Origin of the sequence: Phaeovulum veldkampii DSM 11550 (assembly GCF_003034995.1) — a bacterium.
GTDB classification, from domain to species: domain Bacteria; phylum Pseudomonadota; class Alphaproteobacteria; order Rhodobacterales; family Rhodobacteraceae; genus Phaeovulum; species Phaeovulum veldkampii.
Map to the genome: position 1 here is coordinate 15161 of NZ_PZKF01000009.1, position 26004 is coordinate 41164.

Annotated in this window: 24 protein-coding genes; 19 read left to right on the forward strand and 5 right to left on the reverse strand. The window is 64.5% G+C overall.

Annotated elements, in window-relative coordinates; genetic code table 11:
• Positions 1-29: 29 nt before the first annotated feature.
• The 5 genes from C5F46_RS16585 to C5F46_RS05415 all read left to right on the forward strand — a co-directional run bounded on the left by C5F46_RS16585 (position 30) and on the right by C5F46_RS05415 (position 6065).
• Entirely contained in the window at positions 30-197 is a 168-nt protein-coding gene (locus C5F46_RS16585) for a hypothetical protein (protein ID WP_168796776.1), read from the forward strand.
• Between the two features lie 148 nt (positions 198-345).
• On the forward strand, positions 346-2202 hold the full coding sequence (locus tag C5F46_RS05400) for an extracellular solute-binding protein (protein ID WP_107324342.1): 1857 nt from the start codon (positions 346-348) through the stop codon (positions 2200-2202).
• Between the two features lie 19 nt (positions 2203-2221).
• Complete coding sequence (locus C5F46_RS05405) at positions 2222-3382, forward strand: microcin C ABC transporter permease YejB (RefSeq protein WP_107324343.1); 1161 nt, start codon at positions 2222-2224, stop codon at positions 3380-3382.
• The gene (locus C5F46_RS05410) at positions 3379-4482 is read left to right on the forward strand and encodes an ABC transporter permease (RefSeq protein WP_107324344.1); all 1104 of its coding nucleotides are present in this window, start codon (positions 3379-3381) and stop codon (positions 4480-4482) included. Before C5F46_RS05405 ends, C5F46_RS05410 begins: the two co-directional genes overlap by 4 nt.
• A complete protein-coding gene (locus C5F46_RS05415; protein WP_107324345.1) occupies positions 4479-6065 on the forward strand; it encodes an ABC transporter ATP-binding protein in 1587 nt (528 codons plus the stop codon). Before C5F46_RS05410 ends, C5F46_RS05415 begins: the two co-directional genes overlap by 4 nt.
• A gap of 45 nt (positions 6066-6110) precedes the next feature.
• Here the strand turns inward: C5F46_RS05415 and hemN are convergent, their stop codons facing one another.
• The gene (gene hemN, locus C5F46_RS05420; RefSeq protein WP_107324346.1) at positions 6111-7466 is read right to left on the reverse strand and encodes an oxygen-independent coproporphyrinogen III oxidase; all 1356 of its coding nucleotides are present in this window, start codon (positions 7464-7466) and stop codon (positions 6111-6113) included.
• A gap of 57 nt (positions 7467-7523) precedes the next feature.
• On the opposite strand from hemN, the gene fnrL reads away from it, so the two are divergent.
• Positions 7524-8270 (forward strand): transcriptional regulator FnrL, encoded by a 747-nt coding sequence (gene fnrL / locus C5F46_RS05425; RefSeq protein ID WP_107324347.1) that lies wholly within the window; start codon positions 7524-7526, stop codon positions 8268-8270.
• A 60-nt stretch (positions 8271-8330) separates the two neighbouring features.
• Here fnrL and C5F46_RS05430 read toward each other — a convergent pair whose 3' ends face one another.
• Positions 8331-9170, reverse strand: a complete 840-nt coding sequence (locus C5F46_RS05430; RefSeq protein ID WP_107324417.1) for a universal stress protein — start codon at positions 9168-9170, stop codon at positions 8331-8333.
• Positions 9171-9452: 282 nt separating this feature from the next.
• Between C5F46_RS05430 and ccoN the strand changes: the two genes are divergently transcribed.
• The 8 genes from ccoN to ccoS all read left to right on the forward strand — a co-directional run bounded on the left by ccoN (position 9453) and on the right by ccoS (position 17439).
• Positions 9453-11054, forward strand: coding sequence for a cytochrome-c oxidase, cbb3-type subunit I (ccoN, locus tag C5F46_RS05435; protein WP_107324348.1), 1602 nt, complete (start codon positions 9453-9455; stop codon positions 11052-11054).
• Between the two features lie 13 nt (positions 11055-11067).
• On the forward strand, positions 11068-11793 hold the full coding sequence (ccoO, locus tag C5F46_RS05440; RefSeq protein ID WP_107324349.1) for a cytochrome-c oxidase, cbb3-type subunit II: 726 nt from the start codon (positions 11068-11070) through the stop codon (positions 11791-11793).
• Positions 11794-11803: 10 nt separating this feature from the next.
• Positions 11804-12031, forward strand: coding sequence for a cbb3-type cytochrome c oxidase subunit 3 (locus C5F46_RS05445; RefSeq protein ID WP_107324350.1), 228 nt, complete (start codon positions 11804-11806; stop codon positions 12029-12031).
• Positions 12028-12912, forward strand: a complete 885-nt coding sequence (gene ccoP, locus C5F46_RS05450) for a cytochrome-c oxidase, cbb3-type subunit III (RefSeq protein ID WP_107324351.1) — start codon at positions 12028-12030, stop codon at positions 12910-12912. The genes C5F46_RS05445 and ccoP overlap by 4 nt, the downstream gene beginning before the upstream one ends.
• A 260-nt stretch (positions 12913-13172) precedes the next feature.
• Positions 13173-14621 (forward strand): cytochrome c oxidase accessory protein CcoG, encoded by a 1449-nt coding sequence (gene ccoG / locus C5F46_RS05455; protein WP_107324352.1) that lies wholly within the window; start codon positions 13173-13175, stop codon positions 14619-14621.
• A 3-nt stretch (positions 14622-14624) separates the two neighbouring features.
• Positions 14625-15080 carry a FixH family protein gene (locus C5F46_RS05460; RefSeq protein WP_107324353.1) on the forward strand — a complete coding sequence of 152 codons (456 nt, stop codon included), beginning with the start codon at positions 14625-14627 and terminating at the stop codon, positions 15078-15080.
• 3 nt (positions 15081-15083) lie between these two features.
• On the forward strand, positions 15084-17273 hold the full coding sequence (locus C5F46_RS05465) for a heavy metal translocating P-type ATPase (RefSeq protein WP_107324354.1): 2190 nt from the start codon (positions 15084-15086) through the stop codon (positions 17271-17273).
• 7 nt (positions 17274-17280) lie between these two features.
• A complete protein-coding gene (ccoS, locus tag C5F46_RS05470; RefSeq protein ID WP_107324355.1) occupies positions 17281-17439 on the forward strand; it encodes a cbb3-type cytochrome oxidase assembly protein CcoS in 159 nt (52 codons plus the stop codon).
• Positions 17440-17459: 20 nt separating this feature from the next.
• Here ccoS and C5F46_RS05475 read toward each other — a convergent pair whose 3' ends face one another.
• Together C5F46_RS05475 and C5F46_RS05480 are read right to left on the reverse strand one after the other, a co-directional pair.
• The gene (locus C5F46_RS05475) at positions 17460-19256 is read right to left on the reverse strand and encodes a serine hydrolase (protein WP_407947328.1); all 1797 of its coding nucleotides are present in this window, start codon (positions 19254-19256) and stop codon (positions 17460-17462) included.
• A 187-nt stretch (positions 19257-19443) separates the two neighbouring features.
• Positions 19444-20145, reverse strand: a complete 702-nt coding sequence (locus C5F46_RS05480) for an HAD family hydrolase (protein WP_107324356.1) — start codon at positions 20143-20145, stop codon at positions 19444-19446.
• A 182-nt stretch (positions 20146-20327) separates the two neighbouring features.
• Here C5F46_RS05480 and clpS point away from each other — a divergent pair, with 182 nt between their 5' ends.
• From clpS to C5F46_RS05495, 3 genes are read left to right on the forward strand one after another with little or no spacing between them, the layout of a single operon-like run.
• The gene (clpS, locus tag C5F46_RS05485) at positions 20328-20648 is read left to right on the forward strand and encodes an ATP-dependent Clp protease adapter ClpS (RefSeq protein WP_181317732.1); all 321 of its coding nucleotides are present in this window, start codon (positions 20328-20330) and stop codon (positions 20646-20648) included.
• A gap of 18 nt (positions 20649-20666) precedes the next feature.
• Positions 20667-21686, forward strand: coding sequence for a class I SAM-dependent methyltransferase (locus tag C5F46_RS05490; protein ID WP_107324358.1), 1020 nt, complete (start codon positions 20667-20669; stop codon positions 21684-21686).
• Positions 21687-21722: 36 nt separating this feature from the next.
• Positions 21723-22529 carry an SDR family NAD(P)-dependent oxidoreductase gene (locus tag C5F46_RS05495; RefSeq protein ID WP_107324359.1) on the forward strand — a complete coding sequence of 269 codons (807 nt, stop codon included), beginning with the start codon at positions 21723-21725 and terminating at the stop codon, positions 22527-22529.
• A 6-nt stretch (positions 22530-22535) separates the two neighbouring features.
• Here the strand turns inward: C5F46_RS05495 and C5F46_RS05500 are convergent, their stop codons facing one another.
• Positions 22536-22952, reverse strand: coding sequence for a hypothetical protein (locus C5F46_RS05500; protein WP_107324360.1), 417 nt, complete (start codon positions 22950-22952; stop codon positions 22536-22538).
• Between the two features lie 121 nt (positions 22953-23073).
• On the opposite strand from C5F46_RS05500, the gene hemF reads away from it, so the two are divergent.
• Together hemF and C5F46_RS05510 are read left to right on the forward strand one after the other, a co-directional pair.
• Entirely contained in the window at positions 23074-23943 is an 870-nt protein-coding gene (gene hemF, locus C5F46_RS05505) for an oxygen-dependent coproporphyrinogen oxidase (RefSeq protein ID WP_107324361.1), read from the forward strand.
• Between the two features lie 119 nt (positions 23944-24062).
• A complete protein-coding gene (locus C5F46_RS05510; RefSeq protein ID WP_107324362.1) occupies positions 24063-25937 on the forward strand; it encodes a DEAD/DEAH box helicase in 1875 nt (624 codons plus the stop codon).
• Positions 25938-26004 lie beyond the last annotated feature (67 nt).

Genomic DNA, 26004 nt, shown 5'->3' on the forward strand with positions numbered 1-26004 from the left:
CGCAACAGCAGGGCAAACCGGGGAGTGCCATGTCGATTTTCGAAGTGTTCAAAGGCGCCGACGTCTTCACCAAGGTCTTGATCGGGCTGGCCGGGCCACTTGTTCTGTTCCTGGCCATCAGTCTGGTTGCCAACAACATGTATCAGAACAGCAACACCAAGCCGCGCCCGGTGCCCGCCGCCGAGGCCGAGGAATAAGCGCGGCTCTCACTGGCTGCGCGACGTCACGGCACAGGCCGCAGCCTTTGGTTGCGGCTCTTTGCTTTGGCGCGTTCACGAAATCGCGGCTTGAAGCCTGAGCCTGCGCATCATTACCTAGCCTGATCAGAAACGGGGAGGGTGATGCATGATGATCGGGCAGCGGGCGATACGGGCGGTAGCGGCAATCGGGCTCGCGACAGCCCTTTGGGCCGGTGCCCCGGTGCAGGCCCAGAATACCATTGTGTCGCACGGCATCTCGACCTTTGGCGATCTGAAATACGCCGCTGATTTCCCGCATCTGGACTATGTGAACCCGGAGGCGCCGAAGGGTGGCGAAATATCGGTCTGGACGGCGGGAGGGTTTGACAGCTTCAACCCCTATACGCTGAAAGGCCGGGCTGCCGCGTTGGCAAGCGTTGTGCATGAATCGCTGCTGACCAGCACCGCCGATGAGATCGGGGCGGCCTATGGGCTGCTGGCCGAAAGCCTTGAATATCCCGAAAGCCGGGATTGGGTGATCTTTACCCTGCGGCCCGAGGCCACGTTTTCCGATGGCAGCCCGGTGACCGCCGAGGATGTGCTGTTTTCCTACGAAACCATGCGCGACAAGGGTCTGATCAGCTTTCGCGCGGTTCTGACGCAGCAGGTGGCGGGCGCCGAGGTGCTGGATGCGCGGCGCATCAAATTCACCTTTACCCCAGACTATCCGCGCCGCGACGTGATCCAGTCGGTGGGCGGTCTGCCGGTGTTTTCCAAGGCCGACTATATCGCCAAGGGCCGCGATCTGGAAAACAGCTCTGACACACCGTTTCTTGGCTCGGGGCCTTATGTCTTTGACACTGCCGATATGGGGCGCCGTGTGGTCTGGCGCCGCAACCCCGACTATTGGGGGGCCGATCTGCCGATCAACCGGGGCCGCAGTAATTTCGACAGGATCAGGGTTGAATATTTCGGCGACTATGAGGCAGCTTTCGAGGGGTTCAAGGCCGGGGCCTATACCTTCCGCACCGAGGCCTCGTCGCTGATCTGGGCCACGCGCTACAACTTCCCCGCGCTGGACAAGGGCTGGGTGGTGAAACGCACCCTGCCCAACGGCCAGATCGGCACGGGGCAGGCGTTTTCCATCAACCTGCGCCGCGACCGGTTTCAAGACCCCCGCGTGCGCGAGGCGCTGGGGCTGATGTTCAACTTTGAATGGGCCAATGAAACGCTGTTCTACGGGCTTTACACCCGCACCAATTCGTTCTGGGACAACAGCGAACTGGCCGCCACCGGCACCCCCGGCCCCGATGAGCTGGCGCTGCTGGAGCCTTTGGCCGACCAGCTTCCCCCCGGCGTTCTGACCGATCCGGCGGTGGTGGCGCCGACCTCGGGCCCGCGCCAGTTGGACCGCGGCAACCTGCGCAAGGCTGCCGCGCTGCTGGATGCCGCGGGCTGGCCGGTGGCCGATGACGGGATGCGCCGCAACCCGCAAGGCCAGACGCTGCGGGTGGAAATCCTGAACGACAGCCAGACCTTTGACCGGGTCATCAACCCCTATGTCGAAAACCTGCGCGCGCTGGGTGTGGATGCTGTGCATACCCGTGTGGACGACGCGCAATTCACCAACCGCGAGCGCAGTCACGACTTTGACATGATCACCGACCAGTTGGGGCAGGATTACATCCCCGGATCGGGGTTGCAGCAGTATTTCGGCTCTGGCTCGGTGGGGGATGTGTTCAACTCGATGGGGCTGGCGCATCCGGCGGTGGATGCGCTGATCGCGCAGGTCGAGGCGGCCCATACCCGCGACGAGATGACAACCGCGGTGCGCGCGCTGGACCGGGTTCTGCGCGCGCTGCGGTTCTGGGTGCCGCAATGGCACAAGGCAGAACACACCGTCGCCTATTACGACATGTATGAACACCCCGAGGCGCTGCCGCCCTATGCGCTGGGCGAACTGGACTTCTGGTGGTACAACGCCGAAAAGGCCGAAAAACTGAAGGCCGCCGGCGCGTTCTAGGTGGCAGGGGCAGGGGGGTATGGGCGCCTATATTTTCAGGCGGTTCTTGTTGATCATCCCGACACTGGTCGGGATCATGCTGATCAACTTTGCGCTGACGCAATTCGTGCCCGGCGGGCCGATCGAACAGATCATCGCGCAGGTCGAGGGCGAGGGCGACGTATTCCGCAACATCTCGGGCGGGGGCGATGCCGGGGCGCAAGGGGCCGCAGGTGCGGGCGGGGAAGACCGCTACATGGGTGCGCGCGGCCTGCCCCCCGAAATGCTGGATGCGCTGGAGGTGCAGATGGGCTTTGCCCGGATCGTCTGCACCGAAGGTTTCATGGGCGAGCCATCGCTGAAATCGCCCGATTGCATGAAGCAAGCCATCCCCGCATGGGAACGGTTCGTGATCATGCTGGGCAACTATCTGCGCTTTGATTTTGGCGAAAGCTTCTTCCGGTCGGTTTCGGTGATTGATCTGGTGCTGGAAAAGATGCCGGTGTCGATCACGCTGGGTCTGTGGTCCACGCTGTTGGCCTACCTCATCTCGATCCCGCTGGGCATTCGCAAGGCGGTGAAGGATGGAACGCCGTTCGATACATGGACAAGCGGGGCCATCATCATCGGCTATGCGATCCCCGGCTTTCTGTTTGCGGTGCTGTTGATGGTGCTGTTTTCGGGCGGCAGCTATTGGAAGATCTTTCCGCTGCGGGGCCTGACCAGTGACAACTGGGAAGAATTGACGCTTTGGGGCAAGGTGATCGACTATCTGTGGCACATCACCTTGCCGGTGATAGCCTCGACCATTTCCAGCTTTGCCACGCTGACGCTGTTGACGAAAAACAGCTTTCTCGACGAGATCAACAAGCAATATGTGATGACCGCCCGCGCCAAGGGCCTGACGGAACGCGCGGTGCTGTATGGCCATGTGTTCCGCAACGCCATGCTGATCGTGATCGCGGGGTTCCCGTCGCTGTTTCTGGGCGTGTTCTTTGGTGCCTCGATCCTGATCGAAACGATCTTTTCGCTGGACGGTCTGGGTCGGCTCGGGTTTGAGGCGGCGGTGGCGCGCGATTATCCGGTGATCTTCGGCACGCTTTATGTGTTTGGGCTGATGGGCCTTGTCGTCGGCATCCTGTCAGACCTGATGTATGTTTTCGTCGATCCGCGGATTGATTTCGAGCGGAGGGCTGGCTGATGCTGTCGCCTCTGAACCAGCGCCGCTGGCGCAACTTCAAGGCCAACCGCCGGGCCTATCTGTCGCTGTGGGTGTTTCTGGGCCTGTTCGTGGCTTCGCTGTTTGCCGAGGTGATCGCCAATGACAAGCCGGTGGTGGTCAGCTATCGGGGCGATCTGTATTTTCCGGCCTACCGCTTTTACCCCGAAACCACCTTCGGCGGCGATTTCCGCACCGAGGCGATCTATAAAGATGAGGCGGTGCAATGCCTGATCGTCACCGGGGGCCGGCAGGAATGCTGGGATGACCCCGATGGCGTTATGGCCGAGGCAAAGGCCGGCACCGTGGCGGGTGACGCGATCGAAAAAGGCTGGATGATCTGGCCGCCGATCCCCTACCACTACCGATCCATCAACAACGTGGGGTCTGCCCCCTCGGCACCGGATGCCGCGCATTGGTTGGGCACCGACGATACCGCGCGCGACGTGCTGGCACGGGTGATCTATGGCTTTCGCACCTCGATCCTGTTCACGCTGATCGTGACCTCGGTCGCCTCGGTGATCGGCATCGCGGCGGGGGCGGTGCAGGGCTATTTCGGTGGACGGACCGATCTGATCTTTCAGCGCGCGCTGGAAATCTGGGGATCGACACCCTCGCTTTACGTCATCATCATCTTGTTCGCCATTCTGGGTCGCAGTTTCGAGTTGCTGGTGGTGGTGTCGATCCTGTTCGGCTGGCCTGCGCTGGTGGGTGTGGTGCGGGCCGAGTTTCTGCGTGCGCGCAACTTTGAATATGTCCGCGCCGCCCGCGCGCTGGGCGTGTCGGACCCGGTGATCATGTTCCGCCATATCCTGCCCAACGCCATGGTGGCCACGCTGACGCTGCTGCCCTTTGTCGTCACCGGGACCATCGCTTCGCTCGCCAGTCTTGATTATCTGGGTTACGGCTTGCCGTCGTCGGCGCCCTCACTGGGCGAATTGGCGTTGCAGGCAAAGCAGAACCTTCAGGCGCCCTGGCTGGGCTTTTCGGCGTTCTTCACCTTTGCGATCATGCTCTCGCTTCTGGTGTTTGTCTTTGAGGGCGTCCGCGACGCCTTTGACCCGCGAAAGACCTTTCGATGACCGGCGTTCTTGAAGTGGAAAACCTGTCGGTCGCGTTTCGGCAGGATGGGCAGCGAACGCTGGCAGTGCGGGGGGTCAGCTTTGCAGTGGGGCGGGGGGAAACCGTCGCTCTGGTGGGCGAAAGTGGCTCGGGCAAGTCGGTGACGGCGCTATCCACGGTAGGGCTGCTGGGTGGCAGCGCCGAGGTGTCAGGCTCGATCCGATATGAGGGGCGGCAGATGGTGGGCGCCCCCGAGGCGCAGTTGCGCGCGGTGCGCGGCAACGACATCAGCTTTATCTTTCAAGAGCCGATGACATCGCTGAACCCGCTGCACACGCTGGAAAAGCAGATCGGCGAAAGTCTGGCACTGCATCAGGGCCTGCGGGGCGAGGCGGCGCGGGCGCGGATCGTCGAATTGCTGACCAAGGTCGGTATCGACAACCCCGAGCGGCGGCTGGCCGATTACCCGCACCAGTTGTCGGGTGGGCAGCGCCAGCGGGTGATGATCGCCATGGCGCTGGCGAACGGGCCGGACCTGCTGATCGCCGATGAGCCGACCACCGCGCTGGATGTGACCATTCAGGCGCAGATCCTTGATCTGTTGGCCGATCTGAAGCGCGCCGAAGGCATGAGCCTTTTGTTCATCAGCCACGATCTGGGCATCGTGCGGCGCATTGCCGACCGGGTCTGCGTGATGCAGGGGGGCGAGATTGTCGAACAGGGGCCGGTGGCCGAGCTTTTCGCCAACCCGCAGCACCCCTATACCCGCAAGCTGCTGGCCGCCGAACCCAAGGGCCTGGCCGATCCGGTGGCGGGCGATGCGCCCGAACTGGTGCGCACCGAAAACCTGCGTGTCTGGTTCCCGATCCAGCGGGGGCTGCTGCGCAAGACGGTGGGTCATGTCAAGGCCGTCAACGGCGCCAGCCTGTCGGTTCGGGCCGGTGAAACGCTGGGGATCGTGGGCGAGTCGGGGTCGGGCAAGACCACGCTGGCGCTGGCGATCATGCGGCTGATCGGGTCTGACGGGCCGATCGTCTATGCCGGGCAAGACATTTCACGCTGGACCCCGCGCGAATTGCGCAGGCTGCGCCGCGACATGCAGATTGTGTTTCAAGACCCGTTCGGCAGCCTGTCGCCCCGGATGACGGTTGAACAGATCATCTCCGAGGGGCTGACGGTTCATGGCGTGGACCCCGGCCATGACCGGCGCGACATGGTGGCCGGGATCATGGCCGAGGTGGGGTTGGACCCCGCCACGATGGCGCGCTATCCGCACGAATTTTCCGGCGGCCAGCGCCAGCGCATCGCCATTGCGCGCGCAATGATCCTGCGCCCAAAGGTCGTGGTGCTGGATGAGCCGACCTCGGCGCTGGACATGACGGTGCAGGTGCAGATCGTGGATCTGCTGCGCGATCTGCAACGGCGCTATGGGCTGGCCTATCTGTTCATCAGCCATGACCTGCGCGTGGTGCGGGCGATGGCGCACAAGGTGATCGTGATGAAATCGGGCGATGTGGTCGAGGCCGGCCCCGCCGCGCAGGTCTTTGCCGCGCCGCAGACCGCCTATACCCGCGCGCTGATGGCCGCAGCACTGGGCGCATGAAAAAACCGGCGCCTTGCGGCGCCGGTTTCCTGTTCTGCCCCGCGATCAGATCGCCGAGGAATGGCCCGCCTTCGACAGGTCGTAGGCATCAAAGATACGCGCGATCATCCGGGTCAGCGGGCGGCCCTTTTCGGGCACATACAGCCCCTCGGGCGTGATCTCGACCATGTCGCCGAACACCTTGGCAGCATCATCGAACATCTGCGCCAGTCGGGTCGGCGTGACATCAAAGCTTTGCACCATTTCGGCCGCGTCGATGCGGAATTCGCACATCAACTGCTCGATCATCCGCGAACGCAGCTTGTCTTCGGCGGTGAAGACATGGCCCCGATGCGTCGGGAAGCGCCCATCGCGGACCGCGCGGGTATAGTCGGACGTGCCCGAGACGTGCTGCGCAAAGCCCTGCGGGAACTTTGACACCGACGAGGCCCCAAGCCCCACCAGAACCGGTGCCTGATCGTCAGTATAGCCTTGGAAGTTGCGCTTCAGCTTGCCCGCCTTGAGCGCGACCGACAGACCGTCATGCGGCCGGGCAAAATGGTCGATGCCGATTTCGTCGTAACCATCCCAGACGAACAGCTTGCGCGCCGTATCATAAAGCCCCAGGCGTTGCTGCGGGGTGGGCAGTTGATCGGTGGGGATCATGGTCTGGCGACGCGCCATCCACGGGACATGCGCATAGCCATACAGCGCGACCCGGTCGGGCGACAGCGACAGCAGTTTTTGCACGGTTTCCGAGATGCGGGCATTGGTCTGGTTCGGCAAGCCATACAGGATGTCGGCATTCAGCGAGGTGATTCCCCGCTCGCGGATCATTTCGACCGCGCGCTTGGTATCCTCATAGCTTTGCTCGCGGCCGATGATCTGCTGAATCTCGGGGTCGAAATCCTGCACCCCGATCGACGCGCGGTTCATCCCCGATTGCGCCAGCGCGTCCAGCCGGGCCGCGTCGCATTCCATCGGGTCGATTTCCACCGAAAATTCGGCGCCTTCGCCCATCGGCACGACCTCGAACACGGCATCGGCCAGACGGCGCATCATGTCAGGCGGAAGCATGGTCGGCGTGCCGCCACCCCAGTGCAGGCGCGACAGCGTGACCCCAGGCGCCAGCCGGTCCTTGAGCATTTTCAGTTCCGCCAGCAACACCTCGGCATAGGCGCGCACCGGGTTATCCGATTGCGTACCCTGCGTGCGGCAGGCGCAGAACCAACACAGGCGCCGACAGAACGGCACATGCATGTAAAGCGAAATAGCCGACCCTGCGGGAATGGCCTCGATCCAGTCGGAGAACTGGGCCGGACCCACCGCTTCCGAAAAATGCGGCGCTGTCGGGTAGCTGGTGTAGCGGGGCACCCGCGCATCAAAAAGACCGAGCCGGGTGAGTTGCGATTCCTGTTCCATGCGGGTATCATTAAGGGACGACGCGCAACAGAACCTTGACCCAAATCAAAGAGACCGATGCCTGCCGAGGACATCCAGCAATTGTCGCTGCATTGCAGTGACTGCCCGATCCGGCACCGAGCGGTCTGCGCCCGTTGCGAAAGCACAGAACTCGACCGGCTTGAGGAAATCAAGTATTATCGCAGTTTCGAGGCGGGTCAGACGGTCATCTGGTCGGGCGACAAGATGGATTTTGTGGCCTCGGTCGTGTCGGGTATCGCCACGCTGACCCAGACGCTGGAGGATGGTCGCACCCAGATGGTGGGGCTGCTGCTGCCGTCCGATTTCGTGGGGCGGCCGGGGCGTGATTCGGCGGCCTACAACATCACCGCCACCACTGACATCGTGATGTGCTGTTTCCGCAAGAAACCGTTTGAGGAGCTGATGCTGCGCACCCCGCACATCGGCCAGCGGCTGCTGGAAATGACGCTGGACGAGCTGGATGCCGCGCGCGAATGGATGCTGCTGTTGGGCCGCAAGACCGCGCGCGAAAAAATCGCAAGCCTGCTGGCCATCGTGGCGCGCCGCGATGCGGCGATCCAACTGCGTGTGGCGCAGGGGCAACTGGCCTTTGATCTTCCGCTGACGCGCGAGGCGATGGCCGATTATCTGGGCCTCACGCTGGAAACGGTCAGCCGCCAGATTTCTGCGCTGAAGCGCGACGGGGTGATCGAGCTTGAAGGCAAGCGGCATGTCACCGTGCCCGATTTCGACCGCCTTCTGTGCGAAGCGGGCGACGACAGCGACGGCGGGTTTCTGGTCTGACCTTTTTGGGGGTCGGGTGGGCACTCTGCCCACCCTGTCAACCGTGATAGCCGTACCCCGTCAGTGCGCCATGAACACCGGCACTTCGGCCATTTCCAGCATATAGCGCGTGGCGCCGCCCAGGATCGCCTCGCGGAACCGCGAGTGGCCATAGGCCCCCATCACCACCATGTTGGCACTGGTGTCTCGAACGTGACGGTTGATCACGTCGGACACGCGCGGCATCGTCTTGGCCAGAACCGACACCTCGGCATGAACGCCGTGGCGGGCCAGCATCTGGCTGAGTTGCCCGCCGGGGTCCGACCGTTCCGGGCCGTGGGCGGGCGGGTCGATGATGGTGATGTCCACCAGATCGGCGGCCTTCAGGATCGGCAGCGCCCGGCGGATCGCGGTCAGCGCCTCGGTGCTTTGGTTCCAGGCCACGATGACGCGGCGCGGCGCAGGCAGCGGGCTGTCCTGATCGGGCACGATCAGAACCGGTGCGTGGCCGTCGAACATCGCCGCCTCCACAACAGTTTCGGCATCCTGGGTGCGGCTTTTTCCATAGGGTCGGGCCTGCACCACCAGATCGGCAAAGCGGGCGCGCAGCCCTACGATGGTGCTGATCGCGCCCATCTGCGCCACAACACCCTCGACTGCCCAGCGAATATCTTGTGCATCCAGCAGGTTGCGCACCTGCAACTCGGCTGCCGCGGCTTCGGCCTGCGCCCGCTCGATCGTTTCCTGATGCACATAGGCCGAGGCTCCGGCGTAATAGTAGCCCGTCTGGGTGCGGTCCACGCCAAGGCAAAGCACGTCGAGATGGGCGTCCTCCCGCCTGGCCATGGCAATCGCGGTCTCCAGTTGGACCTCGGATGCCGCTGGATCGGTGACAATGGTGAGGATGGATTTGTATGACATGCGCATATTCCCTGTCTGATCCCTCGACTGCGACCGGGCGTAGCGGCTGTGCCGCCTTCCTGTCGCCTCGAGTCGCATTTCAAAACATTAACTGCATAGAACGGGAACGACCTTGACCGGGATCAAGGCCGCCGACTGCGACCAAAAAGACCGGCGGCGGCCCGGTAACGTAGAATTGATACAGATCAAGACATATTGCCACGGCCTGCGACATAACGGCATAAGTCAATATGTCCCCGCCTGTCTTGAGTCGGGGCCGCGACGAGACGAAGGGACGCGAAAATGTGGGATGTTATCAAGCTGGTCGTGCTTGGCGCTGTGGCGGTTCTGGCCGCCTATGCCGCCACGCAGGCGCGCGATCTGGCCTATATGGTGAACGCGGCAACCGTGATGCTGGCGGCGGGCATTGCGTTTGCCTGGATGCTGCGGGCGCGGGGTCAATCGGTGTCCGCCTCGCCACTGGAATACAATGACGGCGTGATCCGGGCTGGCGTGATCGCAACTGCGGGCTGGGCCATCGTCGGCTTTCTGGTCGGCACCACGATCGCCTTTCAGTTGGCATTTCCCTGGCTGAACCCCGAATGGGCGCAGGGTTATCTGAACTTTGGCAAGCTGCGGCCCCTTCACACCTCGGCGGTGATTTTCGCCTTTGGTGGCAACGCTCTGCTGGCGACCTCGTTCTATGTCGTGCAACGCACGTCGGCGGCGCGCCTGTTCGGTGGCAACCTCGCCTGGTTCGTGTTCTGGGGCTATCAGTTGTTCATCGTGCTGGCCGCGACCGGCTACATTCTGGGCGCAACGCAATCCAAGGAATATGCGGAACCGGAATGGCACGTTGACTGGTGGCTGACGTTCATCTGGGTGCTGTATCTGGTCGTCTTCCTCGGCACGATCATGAAGCGGCGCGAGCCTCATATCTATGTGGCCAACTGGTTCTACCTGTCGTTCATCGTGACCATCGCGATGCTGCATATCGTCAACAACCTGTCGGTTCCGGTGTCGTTCTTCGGCTCGAAATCGGTGCAGCTTTTCGCCGGTGTGCAGGATGCGATGACGCAATGGTGGTATGGCCACAACGCGGTGGGCTTCTTCCTGACCGCGGGTTTCCTCGGCATGATGTATTACTTCGTGCCCAAACAGGCCGAACGCCCCGTCTACAGCTACAAACTGTCGATCGTTCATTTCTGGGCGCTGATCTTCCTCTATATCTGGGCCGGTCCGCACCACCTTCATTACACCGCGCTGCCCGACTGGGCCTCGACGCTGGGCATGGTGATGTCGATTGCGCTGTGGATGCCCTCTTGGGGCGGCATGATCAACGGCCTGATGACGCTGTCGGGCGCTTGGGACAAGCTGCGCACCGACCCGGTGATCCGGATGATGGTTGTGTCTGTGGGCTTTTACGGCATGTCGACCTTTGAAGGCCCGATGATGGCGATCAAGGCGGTCAACTCGCTCTCGCACTACACCGACTGGACCATTGGTCACGTCCATTCCGGCGCCTTGGGCTGGAACGGGATGATCACCTTTGGCGCGCTTTACTTCCTGGTGCCGCGGCTTTGGGCGCGGGAACGGCTGTATAGCCTGACGCTGGTGTCCTGGCACTTCTGGCTCGCCACCATCGGGATCGTGCTCTACATCTCGGCGATGTGGGTGTCGGGGATCATGCAGGGCCTGATGTGGCGCGAGGTTGACGATCAGGGCTTCCTGGTCAACGCCTTTGCCGACACCGTTTCAGCGATGCATCCGATGTATCTGACGCGGGCTCTGGGCGGGGTGCTCTACCTCACCGGCGGGCTGATCATGTGCTACAACCTGTGGGCCACCGTCGCCAAGCAACCGCGTGTTGCCAGCGCTTCGGTTGCCGCCGTTCCGGCTGAATGAGGAGGGCAGGCAAATGGCTCTGATCGACAAGCACTATATCATCGAACGCAACGCGACGGTTCTGCTGATCTGTTCGTTCCTTGTGGTGACGGTGGGCGGCATCGTTGAAATCGCCCCGCTGTTCTACCTTGAAAGCACGATTGAAAAGGTGGAGGGGGTTCGCCCCTACACCCCGCTGGAACTGACCGGGCGTGATGTCTACATCCGCGAGGGATGCTATCTGTGCCACAGCCAGATGATACGCCCGATGCGCGACGAGGTGGAGCGCTATGGCCACTACAGCCTTGCGGCGGAATCGATGTATGATCATCCGTTCCAGTGGGGGTCAAAGCGCACCGGGCCCGATCTGGCGCGTGTGGGCGGGCGCTATTCGGATGAATGGCACGTCCAGCACCTGATCAACCCGCAATCGGTGGTGCCGGAATCGGTGATGCCGAAATACGGGTTCCTGATGAACCGGGTGATCGACGCCGGATACATCGAAGACCGCCTGAAGACCGACGCGATGGTGGGTGTTCCCTACACCTCTGAGATGATCGAGTTGGCCAAGGCCGACTTTGCCGTGCAGGTCGAACCGGATGGCGATTACGAAGAGATGCTCGCCCGCTATCCCAAGGCGCAGGTGCGCAACTTTGACGGTCAGCCCGAAATCACCGAGATGGACGCGTTGATCGCCTATTTGCAGGTGCTGGGCACGATGGTTGACTTCTCGACCTTCGAGCCCTTGGCAAGCCGGTAAGGGGGCAGGGATGGACACCTATTCCCTGATGCGGGAATTCGCCGACAGTTGGGCCATGCTGGCGCTGTTTGCAATGTTCATCGGCGTCGTTTTCTGGGCCTGGCGGCCCGGAAGCCGCAAGATGCACGATGACAGCGCCAATATCCCCTTCCGGCACGAAGACAAACCCGCCTGTTCTGGCGACGGCCCCGGCGGTCGCGGGAAGGACGGCGCCATGGCCAAGGAGGCCTGGAAATGAGCAAGAAACCTGTGAAGTCGCCAAAAAAAGAGGTCCAGACCACGGGCCATTCCTGGGACGGGATCGAAGAGTATAACAATCCGCTGCCGCGCTGGTGGCTGTGGACGTTCTACATCTGCGTGATCTGGGGTGTGGGCTATTCGGTGCTCTATCCGGCCTGGCCGCTGATCAACGGCGCAACGCCCGGCCTGCTGGGCCATTCGACCCGCGCCGATGTGGCGGCCGATATCGCCCGGTTCGAGGCTGCCAATGCCCCGATCGTCGAAAAGCTGGTTTCGACCGAACTGACCGAGATCGCCAACGACCCGGAGCTGATCAACTACACCCGCAACGCGGGTGCGGCGGTGTTCCGCACATGGTGCGTGCAGTGCCACGGTTCGGGGGCTGCGGGCAACCCCGGCGGTTATCCCAACCTGCTGGATAACGACTGGCTGTGGGGCGGCGATGTCGAGACGATCCACACCACGATCACCCATGGCATCCGCAACACCGACGACCCCGACGCGCGCTATTCCGCGATGCCGGCCTTTGGCCGTGACGAGTTGCTGGAGCCTGCGCAGATCGCCCAAGTCGTGCAGCATGTGCGCGCGATTTCGGGGCAAGAGCATGACGCGGCGCTTGCCGCCGATGGTGCCGTGGTCTTCGAGGAAAACTGCGCCTCGTGCCACATGGAAGACGGCACCGGCGACCGCACGCAGGGCGCGCCGAACCTGACCGATGCGATCTGGCTTTATGGCGGCGATGTTGCGACGCTGACCGAGACCGTCACCAATGCCCGTTTTGGCGTGATGCCGAACTGGGGCGGGGAATTCGGTCGTCTGACCGAGGCCGAGGTGCGGGCAGTTGCACTGTATGTCCACAGCCTTGGCGGTGGCGAGTGACTGATCAAGGGGGGCCTTCCGGCCCCTCTTGCGCCCGGTGCCACGGTCCCGCTTTGCCATTGCACCGCGGGGCAGGCACACAGAGAGATGACGCAAAAATGTCTGCCCGACGCAGTGTCGAATCAATGTCCAGACCGTCCAGGGATTGTCTCTGGGCGGAATTGTTCTATTAGAAATCTGTATTTTTGACGCATGTCAAAGCACCGCGCCCCGGCCCCGTCAGGACTGATGAGACCAGGACTCAGCCAACGGAGTATGCCGTGAGTTCTACCGAACCCAGCCAGCTTTATGCCGCCCGCGAGCCGATCTTTCCGCGCCGCGTGTCAGGTCGTTTCCGCAACCTGAAATGGATCATCCTCGCGATCACGCTGGGCATTTACTACATCCTTCCTTGGGCCCGCTGGGATCGTGGCCCCGGAATGCCCGATCAGGCGGTGCTGCTGGATCTGGGCGGGCGGCGGTTCTTCTTCTTCTCGATCGAGATATGGCCGCACGAATTCTATTTTGTCGCGGGCCTGTTGATCATGGCGGGTTTGGGGCTGTTCCTGTTCACCTCGGCGCTGGGGCGGGTCTGGTGCGGCTATACCTGCCCGCAGACGGTCTGGACCGATCTGTTCATGCTGGTTGAACGCTGGGTCGAAGGCGACCGAAACAACCGGTTGCGGCTGTGGCGCCAGGGCTGGACCTTGCAGAAGATCCGCCTGCGGCTGGTCAAATGGACGCTGTGGCTGCTGATCGCGCTGGGCACCGGTGGGGCGTGGGTGTTCTATTTTGCTGACGCGCCGACGCTGCTGAAGGATTTGCTGACCGGTCAAGCGCTGCCGGTGGCCTATATCACCGTGGCGGTTCTGACGGCGACGACCTTTGCCTTTGCCGGGTTCGCGCGCGAACAGATCTGCGTCTACGCCTGCCCCTGGCCCCGCATTCAGGCCGCGATGATGGACGAAGATACGATCACCATCGCCTACCGCGAGTGGCGCGGCGAGCCGCGAGGCAAGTTGCTAAAGGGCGAACAGTCGCCCGATGCCACGCATCAGGGCGACTGCATCGACTGTATGGCCTGCGTCAATGTCTGCCCGATGGGGATCGACATCCGCGACGGCCAGCAACTGGAGTGCATCACCTGCGCGCTGTGCATCGACGCCTGCGACGAGGTGATGGACAAGATCGGCAAGCCGCGCGGCCTGATAGACTATATGGCCCTGAAGGATGAGGCCGCCGAGCGCGCGGGCGCCCACCCCACCCAGATCTGGCGCCATGTCTTCCGGCCGCGCACAATGGTCTATTTCACGCTTTGGGCCGGTATCGGCGTGGCCCTGATCGCGGCGCTTTTGCTGCGCTCGCCGATCGACTTCAACATCTCGCCGGTGCGTAACCCGATCTATGTGACCCTTTCCGACGGGGCGATCCGCAACACCTATGAAATGCGGCTGCGCAACAAGCAGGGCGAGGCCGCGCCATTCCGCATTTCGCTGACCTCGGACGATCCGGCGGTGGCGGGCGGGCTGACGCTGACGCTGGAGGGCCAGATCGGTGACACTGTCGAGGTGCCCGCCGACGAAACCCTGACCCAGCGCATCTATGTTGTGGCCCCGGCGGGCAGCCCGATGGCCACCGCCGCCCGCACCGACATCTCGATCTGGGTGGAGGATATGGCGACATCAGACAAAGTGTCGGCCGAGACGATCTTTAACGGAAAAGGAGGCTGAGGCATGGGCAAGTCGCTGACCGGGCGCAAGGTTCTGTTCATCACGCTGTCGGCTTTTGGTGTCATCATCGCGGTGAATCTGGTGATGGCCTTTCAGGCAGTCAGCACCTTCCCTGGCCTTGAGGTGAAAAATTCCTACGTCGCCTCGCAGACCTTTGACGCCGACCGGACCGCGCAAGAGGGGTTGGGCTGGACCGTGACGCCCGAATACAGCGAGGGCACGCTGAGCCTGATCATCCGCGACAAGGCGGGCCTGCCCGCCCGCGTTGCCGCGCTTGACGTGTTGGTGGGCCGCGTGACCCATGTGCGCGAGGATCAGCGCCCAAAACTGAGCTATGAGGGGGGCATGTTCAGCGCGCCGGTGACGCTGGCCCCCGGCAACTGGCTGATCCATCTGGATGCCCGCGCCGCAGATGGCACCCGGTTTCGCCAGCGGCTTGATTTTGTGGTCAAGGGTTAGCGCATGACCGTTGCGCCCGCCTCCGGTCCCTCGGCCTCGGCTTGCCCCGCCTGCCTTGCCGCGCCGGCAGCCGAAAGTCTGGCGGGCGATCTCAAGGGCGCGCGGCTGACCCTGTCGCTGCCTACGGCGCATTGCGCCGTCTGCATCACCGATGTGGAACGTGAACTGGCCCGCCATTCCGGGGTGCGGGCGGCGCGGGTCAACCTGACGCTGCGCCGCGTGGCAATTGAGGCCGATGCGGGCATTGAGGCGGCCGATCTGATCGCACGGCTCAAGGCCATCGGCTATGAGGCGCACGAACTTGACCCCGGCTTGCTGACCTCGACCGAGGCCGACCGCCGCGGTCGCGATATTCTGATGCGGATCGGCGTTGCCGGTTTTGCGATGATGAACATCATGCTGTTGTCGATCGCGGTCTGGTCGGGGGCCGAGGCCGCAACGCGCGATCTGTTCCACTGGATTTCGGCGGCCATCGCCCTGCCGACCGTGGCCTTTGCGGGCCAGCCGTTCTTTGCCAGTGCGTGGAATTCGCTCAAGGCGCGGCGGCTGGGGATGGATGTGCCAATCTCGCTGGCGATCATCCTTGCATCGTCGATCTCGGTCTACGAGACGATGCATTCGGGCCACCACGCCTATTTCGACGCCGCCGTGATGCTGACCTTTTTCCTGCTGGTCGGGCGCTATCTGGATTACCGCACCCGCGCCGTGGCGCGCTCGGCCGCCGAGGAACTGGCGGCGCTGGAGGTGCCGCGCGCGACCGTGCTGCGCGACGGGGCCGAGGTGGTGGTGCCGGTGGGCGATCTGGTGCCCGGCGATCTGATCCGGGCGCGCCCCGGTGGCCGCATTCCGGCGGACGGGGTGGTGGTCGAGGGCACGTCTGAAATCGACCGTTCGCTGCTGACGGGGGAAAGCCTGCCGGTTTACGCGGGGCCGGAAACCGTGCTGAGCGCGGGCGAGGTCAACCTGACCGGCCCGCTGACGCTGCGGGTGACGGCGGCGGGGCAAGACAGTTCGCTGCACCGCATGGCCGATCTGGTGGCCACCGCCGAAAGCGCCAGGAACCGTTACACCTCGCTGGCTGAACGGGCGGCGCGGCTCTATTCGCCCGGCGTGCATCTGTTGGCGTTCGGCTCGTTTCTGACGTGGCTTTATCTGTCGGGCGGCGATGTGCGGCTGGCGGTCAACATCGCGGCGGCGGTGCTGATCATCACCTGTCCCTGCGCACTGGGCCTTGCGGTGCCTGCGGTGGTGACGGCGGCCAGCGGCAAGCTGTTTCGCGCTGGCCTGCTGGTAAAGGACGGCACCGCGCTGGAACGTCTGGCCGAGGTCGATACCGTGATTTTCGACAAGACCGGAACCCTGACCATGGGCACGCCCGAGGCCGCGAATCTGCACGACCTGCCTGCCGATGATCTGGCCGTGGCGGCGGCGCTGGCGGGCGCCTCGTCGCATCCGCTGGCGGTGGCGTTGGCCGAGGCGGCGCGCGGCCTTGGCATTATGCCCGCGGCCGTCACCGATCTGCGCGAGGTGCCGGGCTATGGCATCGAGGGGCAGTGGCAGCGTCAGCCTGTGCGGCTGGGCCGCGCCGACTGGATCGGCGCCGCGCCGGGCGAGGTGACGGCGACGCATCTGCGCATCGGCACCGCGGTGCCGCGATCCATCACCTTTGCCGACCGTCTGCGCCCCGGCGCCGCCGAGGCGGTGGCAGCGTTCCAGCGGCAGGGCCTGGCGGTGCATCTGCTGTCGGGCGATGTGCCGGGCGCGGTGGGTGCGCTGGCCGGGCGGCTGGAGATTGCCAACTGGCACGCCGGCGCGCTGCCTGCCGAAAAGGCGGCGCTTGTGGCCGACCTGACCGCGCAGGGCCGCAAGGTTCTGATGGTGGGTGACGGGTTGAACGATACCGCGGCGCTGGCGGGGGCGCATGTCTCGATCTCGCCCGCCTCGGCGTTGGATGCGGCGCGCACCGCGTCGGATATCGTGCTGCTGGGCCAGGATCTGGCCCCCGTGGCCGAGGCCGTGCGAATGGCTGCAAAAGCCCGGCGCCGGATCAAGGAAAACTTTGCCATTTCGTTCGGCTATAACGTGGTGGCGGTGCCCTTGGCGCTGGTCGGTCTGGCCACGCCGCTGGCTGCGGCGCTGGCGATGTCGATCTCGTCGATCACGGTATCGCTCAATTCTCTCCGGCTGAAGTGAGGCGCCGATGGAAGCCTTGAGCTATTCGATCCCGATCTCGATCTTTCTGGGGGCCGTCGGGCTTGCCGCCTTTTTCTGGGCACTGAGGGGCAAGCAATACGAAGACCCCAAGGGCGATGCCGAACGCATCCTGTCCAAGGAATGGGACGATCACCCCAAGCCCTGAGGTCTGGCCCAGGGGCCGCGTCAGGGGCCGATCACGGTGCAGTCGGTGGCGCGCGCGGCCAGCCTGCGGCAGGCAAGCTCGGCACCCTCTTTCGACAGGCCCACAAAGTTCGCCTCGAATCCGCCCTTGCGGTTGGCGACCTTGCGCAGCGCATCGCCCAGCGTGTCGCTTTCCATCAGCGCTGTCTGCAACAGCAGCCGTTCGGCCTGATAGCTGGAGGCATATTTCCCCAGACTGATCCCCCAATGCCGCCCGCCCGACGATGACACGCGGGCGATCACCTCGGGTTCGGCCCGCGCCGGGGCCGCCTCGGGCGTCAGCGCGGCCAGAATGATACCGCTCTGCCACGGTTTCGCGGCCGGCTTCGCCTCGGGGGTCGGCGCCGGGGCAAGCGCCATGGCCAGGGTTTCGGGCTGCGCCGGTGTGGCCTGGCGAAAGCCCGGCGTCGGTGCCGCCGCCAGTTGCACCGTTTCCGGTTGCGGTGTGCTGACCTGTGCAAAGCCGGTGACGGGCTCGGCGGGTTCGGGGGCCATTTCGGCGGCAATCTCGACCGGCGGCTCTGCCGGTGCTTGCGGCGCTGCCGGTTCGGCGCGCGCCTCCAGACTGACCGCGTCGCGGCCGGGGCTGGCGACGGGGCGGGGCGCCTCGGCCAGCAGCAGGCTTTCGGGTTTGGCTTCCGGCGCCGGAACTTCGGTGATGGGTTTCTCGGCTGGGGGCGTGATCGCCTGGGCCAGTGCCACCGGCTCTGCCGGGGCGGGCGTCTCTGCCGTGGGCGTCATGGCAGCAGCCATGCTTTCTGCGACGGCTTCGGCTACGGCGGCGGCCAGCGCATCTGCGGCGGGGTCAGGTTCAACCGCGGCAGGCGCCGGCCGAACCGGCGGGCGCGGGCTTTTCACCACGGCGGCCACCAACCGGATCGTCTTGCCTGCGCCGCCTTCGCGATCCTCGGGGGCGGTGTCGGCCTCGGCCAGATATTGCGGGGCAGCGGGTTTGGTTTCCTTCACCCGGCCCGGCGCCTTGCCAAAGCCCAGATCCAGCAGCTCGGCCACCTTGGCGTTGCGCTGTGCGGTCGAGGTGCCGCCGAACACCGTGGCGATGATGCGCTTGTTGCCGCGCTGCGCGGAAGCGGTCAGGTTGAACCCCGCAGGGTTGGTGAAGCCGGTCTTGATCCCGTCGGCGCCTTCGTAGGCGTCCAGAAAGCGGCGGTTCGTGTTGGCCACTTGCGCAATGCCGGCATCGGCCGTCCGGCGTGAGAAGAGGCTGTAATACTGCGGAAAGTCGTAAAACAGACGCCGCCCCATGATGGTCATGTCGCGCGCCGTGGAAAGGTGGCCCTTGCGCGTCAGCCCGTTGGCGTTTTGAAAGGTGGAATTCCGCATCCCCAGCGCGCGGGCGGTGCGGTTCATGCGCTTGGCAAATTCAGCCTCTGATCCGCTGATCGCCTCGCCGATTGCGGTGGCGGCATCGTTGGCCGATTTGATCGCCGCGCCACGAATCAAATAGCGCAGCGCGATCTTTTGCCCGGCGCGCAGGCCCAGCCGCGAGGGCGGCTCGTTCGCGGCATGTGCCGAGACGGTGACCTTGGTATCAAGGCTGATCTCGCCACGCTCGATCGCCTCGAAGGCGATGTAGAGCGTCATCATCTTGGTCAGTGAGGCGGGGTGCAGCCGCGTATCGGCGTTGGTGGAATACAGCACCTCTCCAGTGCGCGCATCCATCACCAGCGCCGCATAGGGCGCGGCCAGCGCGGACACGGGCGCGATTGCCAGAAGGATACAAAACAGCCCGTAACGGACCCAGCGCCCAAGCGTGGTCACGGTCTTGCCCCTTTTACTGCCTCAGGTGCCCCGGTTTTTGGTGGGGCTTCATTGCTCTTGGGCAGCGTAGCACGCAAAACCGGCACTGAAAACCTCCTTGTTTCAAAGGCTTTCGGTGCGACTTTCGCGCAACGACAAGATTTGGTGGGCGGTGTCGCGGCCCCCCCCCAGATAGCCGGTCAGCCGGTCAGCCGGTCAGCCGGGCCAGCAGATGCGGCAGATCCCCCAGATCGGGCAGGCTGGCAAAGCGGGCATGGCCCACCGGTTCCTCGTCATGTTCCAGCGCCCAGGTCAGGCCGTGGGGCACATGCACGCCCCAGCCCCCCGCTGCCAGCATCGGCACCACATCCGACCGCAGCGAATTGCCCACCATCATCGCCTGGGCTGCGCCCGTGCCGTGGCGGGCAAAGATCGTGGCATAGGTCTGGGGCTGCTTGTCCGACACGATTTCCACGGCGTCGAACATGTCGCCCAGCCCCGATTGCGCCAGCTTGCGTTCCTGATCCAGCAGGTCGCCCTTGGTGATCAGCACCAGCCGATACCGCCCCGCCAGCGCCGTCACGGTTTCGGCGGCATGGGGCAACAGTTCGATCGGATGGGCCAGCATCTCTTGCCCGGCGGCGATCAGTTCGGCGATCACGGCTGCGGGAACGCGCTGATCTGTCACCTCGATGGCGGTTTCGATCATCGACAGCACAAAGCCCTTCACCCCGAAACCATAGCGCCCGATATTGCGCCGTTCGGCCGCCAGCAGGCGTTCGGCCAGATGGTCAGGGGCGGCGTGATCGGCCAGCAGAGTGGCAAAGCGTGCCTGCGTCATCTGGAAAAACCGTTCGTTGTGCCAAAGCGTGTCATCGGCATCAAAGCCCAGCGTGGTCAGTGTGGTCATCGTGGCCCCCTTTCGCCTCTTGTGCCGTCTTTGCCGCAGCCCTGCAACGGGCGCGCCTTCGGACCGCGGCGGCGGGGTGCATTGCTGCCCCTTTTCTCGGCGGCGAATGGGTCTATATTGCCCCTAACCCCCAACCTTGCGCGAATCTTGCAGGAGAACCCGTGACCCAACGCCCGCAAATGATGGCCGACCGCAAGGACGCGCCCGAGGGCGATGCGGGCGTCGCCACCAAGACGCGCCCCAAGACCCAACGCCCGCCGCTGTACAAGGTCTTGCTGCTGAACGATGATTACACGCCGATGGAATTCGTCGTGCATATTCTTGAGCGGTTCTTCGGGATGAACCACGCGCAGGCATTTGAAATCATGCTGACGGTGCACAAAAAGGGGTTGGCGGTCGTTGGTGTGTTTTCCTTTGAGGTTGCGGAAACCAAGGTTGCGCAGGTGATGGATTTTGCCCGCCGCCACCAGCACCCGTTGCAATGCACGATGGAAAAGGAATAGGGCTGCACGCCCTTTGCCATGACCGATAGCCGTATCACGCTTGCGCTGGAAATTCCCGGCGCCCTGCCCGCCGAAGGTCGGATCGTGCTGTTCAACCCGACCTCCGGGGCCGACCTGTCAGCACTGCCGAAAGACAGGCTGCATCTGGTGCAGGGCTTTCGCCCCGATCATGACGCATGGGCTGCGCGCGGCTATGCCGTGGCCCCCGAGGCGCAGGGCGACTATGCCGCCGCCATCGTCTTTCTGCCCCGCGCCAAGGCGCAGGCCCACGCGCTGCTGGCCGAGGCCGCCGTGCGGGTCGCGCCCGGCGGGCCGATCTGGGTGGACGGGGCGAAAACCGACGGGATCGATTCTGTCCTGAAAGACCTGCGCAAGCGGGGTCAGGTGGGCGAGCCGATTGCCAAGGCGCATGGCAAAATCTTTTGCCTGCCCAATCCGGGGCCTGCGGTCTTTGCCGACTGGCAGGCCGCGCCCCTGACCCCTGCGCCGGGATTTACGACGCTGCCGGGGGTGTTTTCCGCGGATGCGGTTGATCGTGGCTCGGCGCTGCTGGCGGCGGCGCTGCCTGCCAAGCTGCCGGGCCGCGTGGCCGATCTGGGCGCAGGCTGGGGCTGGCTTGCCGCCCAGATCTTGACCCGCGCGGGCGTTGAACACCTGCATCTGATCGAGGCCGATCATACCGCGCTGGCCTGCGCGCGCCGCAACGTCACCGACCCGCGCGCGCAGTTTCACTGGGCTGATGCCACGCAGTTTGTGCCCGAGGCGCGCTTTGGCGCGGTGGTGATGAACCCGCCTTTCCATGTAGCGCGCGCCGCCGATCCTGGCCTTGGCGCCGCTTTCATCCGCGCCGCAGCGGGAATGCTGTCGCTGTCGGGCACGCTGTGGATGGTGGCCAACCGGCATTTGCCCTATAAGCCCGTCTTGCGCGGGCTGTTTCACGAGATCGAGGAGATCGGCGCCGATCCCGGCTTCAAGCTGTTCCGCGCTGCCCGTCCGATTGTGGGGGCCGCGTCCCGCGCGGCGCCGCCCCAGCGCTGAGTTTCGCTTTCCGTCCAACAACATCCAAGGGCTACCATGACGCTTTCCATCTCGGGCAAGACCGCTATCGTGACCGGCGCGGCCAATGGCATCGGGCTGGCCATCGCCCGCCACTTCGTGGACCGCGGCGCCAATGTGATGTTTGCCGACATTGACGAGGCCAAGCTGGCCGCCGAGGTTGACGATGCCGCGCATGACGGGCGCCAGCGCCATTTCGCGGGCGATCTGTGCCAGAAGCTGACCGCGCAAAACCTGCTGTCGGCCACAATCGACGCCTTTGAGAGGATCGACATTCTGGTGAATGCCTCGCGTTCGGTCGCGCGCGCCGATCCGCTGAGCATTGATGACGATGTGATCAGTGACATGCTGCGCCAGAACCTGATGGCCAGTCTTCGGCTCAGCCAGATGACCGCAAGGCGAATGATCTCGCAGGCCGAGAAAGACGGCCGCACCGGCCAGCCGATCGGGTCGATCATCAACATCTCGTCGATCGCGGCGCGGCTCGCGCAGCCCGAGTTGATGGCCTATTCCATCGCCTGCGCAGGGCTGGATCAGGCGACGCGGTCGCTCGCGGTGGCGCTGGCGCCGCAGGGCATCCGGGTGAATGGCGTGGCCTTCGGCAGCTTGATGAGCGCCTCGATGCAGGCCGCGCTGAAAGATCACCCCGGCTGGCGCGATGAGATCACCGCCAACACCCCGATGGGCCGAATTGCTGCGCCGGTAGAACTGGCCGAGGCGGTGCAGTTTCTGGCCGCCGACGGTTCGGGCTTTGTGACCGGCCAGATTCTGACGGTCGATGGTGGCCGAACGCTGATCGACCCGGTCAACGTGCCGATCTTCTAGCCCACCCTATTCGGGATACTGCTGTTTGCAGATGCGAATCTCGGCCTCGGCGGCGCTCGCCAGTTCGCGCCGCTTGGCGATCAGCCCGTCGCGCTTGCGCCGTTCGGATGCCGGGTCGATTGCGACGCGGCGGGTATAGGTTTCGGTGTAATCCTCAAGGCACATCCGCGGCGGCGGTGGCGGCAGCGGCTTGCCATCAGGCCCCGGCCGCATCGGATAGCGCGGTTCACAGCGCACCCAGCGGCTACGCGTGACCTCATACTCCTCCAGCGCATAGCCGCGGGCCAGATTTTGCTGCACCTCGGCCAACAGGCTTTCGACCGTGCGCAATTCCTTGGTGGCGCGGTAGATGCAGCGTTCCTGCGGCGTGCCGCAGGCGGCCAGAAGGGCCAGCAGGACAAGGGGGGCAAAGAGGCGACGCATGGCGGACTCCGGTCTGGTTACGGCCAGAATGGACCCGGCGGGGGCAAAAGGCAATTCCGGTGCTCGCCCGGTGCTGTTAGGACAGAGGCGGGAGATGTCAGGGACGCGAAAGGGAGCCGCGATGACCGAGGATTTCACCGGAAAGAAGGAAACCGCCGCCGCGTGGTTCCGCACGCTTCGCGACCGGATCGTGACCGCCTGCGAGGCGCTGGAAGACGCCGCCGACAGCGATGCGCGGTTTGAAAGCACCCCCACAAGGCGCACTGCCCCCGATGGCAGCGACGCGGGTGGCGGCCTGATGAGCGTGCTGCGCGGCGGCAAGGTGTTTGAAAAGATGGGGGTTGCGGTGTCTGCCGTCCACGGCACGCTGAACCCGCGGGCGCAGGCGGCGATGGCGGCGCGCGGGGTGCCGGGCATGGCCCAAGACCCGCGGTTCTGGGCGTCGGGGATCAGCCTTGTGGCGCATATGCAAAACCCGCATTGCCCGGCCGTTCACATGAACACCCGCATGTTCTGGACGCCCGGCGCATGGTGGTTCGGCGGCGGCTCCGACCTGAACCCCTGCATCGTCTACCCCGAGGATACGATACATTTCCACGCGGTGATGAAGGCCGCCTGCGACGCGCATGCGCCCGACTACTACCCCCGCTTCAAGGCCTGGGCGGATGAATATTTCTTTGTCCCCCACCGGGGCCGCGCGCGGGGCGAGGGGGGCATTTTCTTTGACGATCTGAACACCGGCGACTGGGAGGCCGATTTCGCTTTTGTGAAATCGGTGGGCGAGGCGTTTCTGCCCGCCTTTCTGCCGCTGGTTGCGCGTCGTCAGGCCACGCCCTGGACCGAGGCCGACCGTGAAACCCAGCTCGTCCACCGCGGGCTTTATGCCGAATACAACCTGATCATTGATCGCGGCACAAAATTCGGGCTGGAAACCGGACATGATGCCAATGCGGTGCTGATGACCATGCCGCCCATCGCGAAATGGCCCTGAACCGGGGCGCGGGGCTATACAGGCGCGGGATTTTGCGCTAGGGCAGGGATAACTTGCGCGCGGCTTCCCGCGCGCTGTTCGCCTGCGCATCCCGCGCGGCCTTCCCGGAAAGACAGACGATGACCAAGTTCGACGGCGTGCATGAGGCTTTGGCCGAAGCCCTCGCTGCAAAGGGCTATGACAGCCTGACCCCCGTGCAAGAGGCGGTGATCGACCCGGCCCTTGGCCAGGCCGACCTGCTGGTGTCGGCGCAGACCGGATCGGGCAAGACCGTGGCCTTCGGGCTGGCGATGGCCGCGGGCCTGCTGGGGGCCGAGCGCCGCCTTGGCCTGCCCGGCGCGCCCCGCGCGCTGATCATCGCGCCGACGCGCGAATTGGCAATGCAGGTCCGGCGCGAACTGGATTGGCTGTATGGCTCCACCGGGGCCGTTCTGGCTTCGTGCGTGGGGGGGATGGACGCGCGCAGCGAACGCCGCGCGCTGGAACGCGGCGCCCATATCGTGGTGGGCACGCCGGGGCGCATTTGCGACCATATGCGGCGCGGCGCGCTGGATGTGTCTGCGCTTGAGGTGGCAGTGCTGGACGAGGCTGACGAGATGCTTGATCTCGGCTTTCGCGAGGATCTGGAATATATCCTCGACGCCGCCCCCGAAACCCGCCGCACGCTGATGTTTTCGGCTACGGTGTCAAAAGAAATCGCGCGGCTGGCGGGCAGCTATCAGCGTGACGCGCAGCGGATTTCGACCATTGCCCACCGCGAACAGCACAGCGACATCGAATATCGCGCGCTGCTGGTCGATCAGGCCGACCGTGAAAACGCCATTGTCAACGTGCTGCGGTTTTACGAGGCCAGGAATACGCTGGTGTTCTGTTCCACCCGCGCCATGGTCACGCATCTGACGACGCGATTTCTGAACCGCGGCTTTCAGGTGGTGGCGCTGTCGGGCGAGTTGAGCCAGGCCGAGCGCAGCCACGCCTTGCAAGCGATGCGCGACGGGCGCGCGCGGGTCTGCATCGCTACCGATGTGGCTGCCCGCGGCATTGACCTGCCGGGGCTGGAGCTGGTGGTCCATGCCGATCTGCCGGTGAACAAGGAGGCGCTGCTGCACCGTTCGGGCCGCACCGGGCGGGCAGGCTCCAAGGGCGTTTCGGCGATCATCGTGCCGTTCTCGGCCCGCAAGAAGGCCGAGCGCCTGCTGGGGCTTGCCGGGATCAGCGCCGAATGGGGCAGCGCCCCCAGCGCCGAAGAGGTCAGCGCGCGTGATGTGGACCGGCTGTTGTCGGACCCGGTGCTGACACAGCCGGTCAGCGAAGATGAAACCGCGCTGGTCACCCGCCTGATGCAGACCTATGACGCCGAGGCGCTGGCCGCCGCAGTGATGCGACAATACATGGCCCAGCGGTCGGCCCCCGAAGATCTGGTGCCGGTCAGCCCCGACGGGGCCAAGCCGCGCGCACGGGTCGAATTTGGCGAAAGCCTGTGGGTTGCCCTGACGGTGGGCGTGACAGGCCGGGCCGATCCGCGCTGGTTGCTGCCGATGCTGTGCCGCGCGGGTGATCTGTCGCGCCGCGATATCGGCGCGATCCGCGTGCAGGAGGAACAGACGCTGGTGCAGTTGCATGCCGATTGCGCGCAACGGTTCCTGGCGGCCATCGGGCCCGAGCGGATGCTGGAAGATGGCATCGGCGTAACCGTTCTGGACAAGGCCCCGACCGGTCTTGAGGCCGAGTCTGCCCCGCGTCCCGCCCGCGCCCCGCGTGCAGACGGGCGGGGCGATGCGCCCAAACCCCGCGCGCCCTATGGCGAGAAGAAACCCTATCGCAAGGGCCAGACCTTTGAGGCCGAGGGCAAGCCCGCTGTGAAACCCTGGGCCAAGCCCGAGGGCAAGGCGGGCAAGCCTGCGGCCAAATTCGGCAAACCTGCGGCCGGCGCCAAACCGACCGCCGCCAAGCCCGGCAAGGGCGGCAAGCCAAAGCCCAAGGGCTGGGCATAGGCCCGGCAGCGGCCCACCAATGCAAAAGGGCGCCCCGCGGGGCGCCCTTTGTCGTTTTGGAACCGGC

What these genes read in the sequence shown, in the direction of transcription:
- clpS (WP_181317732.1), top strand. Translation starts at nt 20,328, where the DNA reads ATGGCCGACCGCAAGGACGCGCCCGAGGGCGATGCGGGCGTCGCCACC.
- C5F46_RS05405 (WP_107324343.1), top strand. Translation starts at nt 2,222, where the DNA reads ATGGGCGCCTATATTTTCAGGCGGTTCTTGTTGATCATCCCGACACTG.
- C5F46_RS05430 (WP_107324417.1), bottom strand. Translation starts at nt 9,170, where the DNA reads ATGTCATACAAATCCATCCTCACCATTGTCACCGATCCAGCGGCATCC.
- C5F46_RS05480 (WP_107324356.1), bottom strand. Translation starts at nt 20,145, where the DNA reads ATGACCACACTGACCACGCTGGGCTTTGATGCCGATGACACGCTTTGG.
- hemF (WP_107324361.1), top strand. Translation starts at nt 23,074, where the DNA reads ATGACCGAGGATTTCACCGGAAAGAAGGAAACCGCCGCCGCGTGGTTC.
- C5F46_RS05460 (WP_107324353.1), top strand. Translation starts at nt 14,625, where the DNA reads ATGGGCAAGTCGCTGACCGGGCGCAAGGTTCTGTTCATCACGCTGTCG.
- C5F46_RS05490 (WP_107324358.1), top strand. Translation starts at nt 20,667, where the DNA reads ATGACCGATAGCCGTATCACGCTTGCGCTGGAAATTCCCGGCGCCCTG.
- ccoS (WP_107324355.1), top strand. Translation starts at nt 17,281, where the DNA reads ATGGAAGCCTTGAGCTATTCGATCCCGATCTCGATCTTTCTGGGGGCC.
- ccoO (WP_107324349.1), top strand. Translation starts at nt 11,068, where the DNA reads ATGGCTCTGATCGACAAGCACTATATCATCGAACGCAACGCGACGGTT.
- ccoN (WP_107324348.1), top strand. Translation starts at nt 9,453, where the DNA reads ATGTGGGATGTTATCAAGCTGGTCGTGCTTGGCGCTGTGGCGGTTCTG.
- hemN (WP_107324346.1), bottom strand. Translation starts at nt 7,466, where the DNA reads ATGGAACAGGAATCGCAACTCACCCGGCTCGGTCTTTTTGATGCGCGG.
- C5F46_RS05415 (WP_107324345.1), top strand. Translation starts at nt 4,479, where the DNA reads ATGACCGGCGTTCTTGAAGTGGAAAACCTGTCGGTCGCGTTTCGGCAG.
- C5F46_RS05400 (WP_107324342.1), top strand. Translation starts at nt 346, where the DNA reads ATGATGATCGGGCAGCGGGCGATACGGGCGGTAGCGGCAATCGGGCTC.
- C5F46_RS05465 (WP_107324354.1), top strand. Translation starts at nt 15,084, where the DNA reads ATGACCGTTGCGCCCGCCTCCGGTCCCTCGGCCTCGGCTTGCCCCGCC.
- C5F46_RS16585 (WP_168796776.1), top strand. Translation starts at nt 30, where the DNA reads ATGTCGATTTTCGAAGTGTTCAAAGGCGCCGACGTCTTCACCAAGGTC.
- C5F46_RS05500 (WP_107324360.1), bottom strand. Translation starts at nt 22,952, where the DNA reads ATGCGTCGCCTCTTTGCCCCCCTTGTCCTGCTGGCCCTTCTGGCCGCC.
- fnrL (WP_107324347.1), top strand. Translation starts at nt 7,524, where the DNA reads ATGCCTGCCGAGGACATCCAGCAATTGTCGCTGCATTGCAGTGACTGC.
- C5F46_RS05445 (WP_107324350.1), top strand. Translation starts at nt 11,804, where the DNA reads ATGGACACCTATTCCCTGATGCGGGAATTCGCCGACAGTTGGGCCATG.
- C5F46_RS05510 (WP_107324362.1), top strand. Translation starts at nt 24,063, where the DNA reads ATGACCAAGTTCGACGGCGTGCATGAGGCTTTGGCCGAAGCCCTCGCT.
- ccoP (WP_107324351.1), top strand. Translation starts at nt 12,028, where the DNA reads ATGAGCAAGAAACCTGTGAAGTCGCCAAAAAAAGAGGTCCAGACCACG.
- C5F46_RS05495 (WP_107324359.1), top strand. Translation starts at nt 21,723, where the DNA reads ATGACGCTTTCCATCTCGGGCAAGACCGCTATCGTGACCGGCGCGGCC.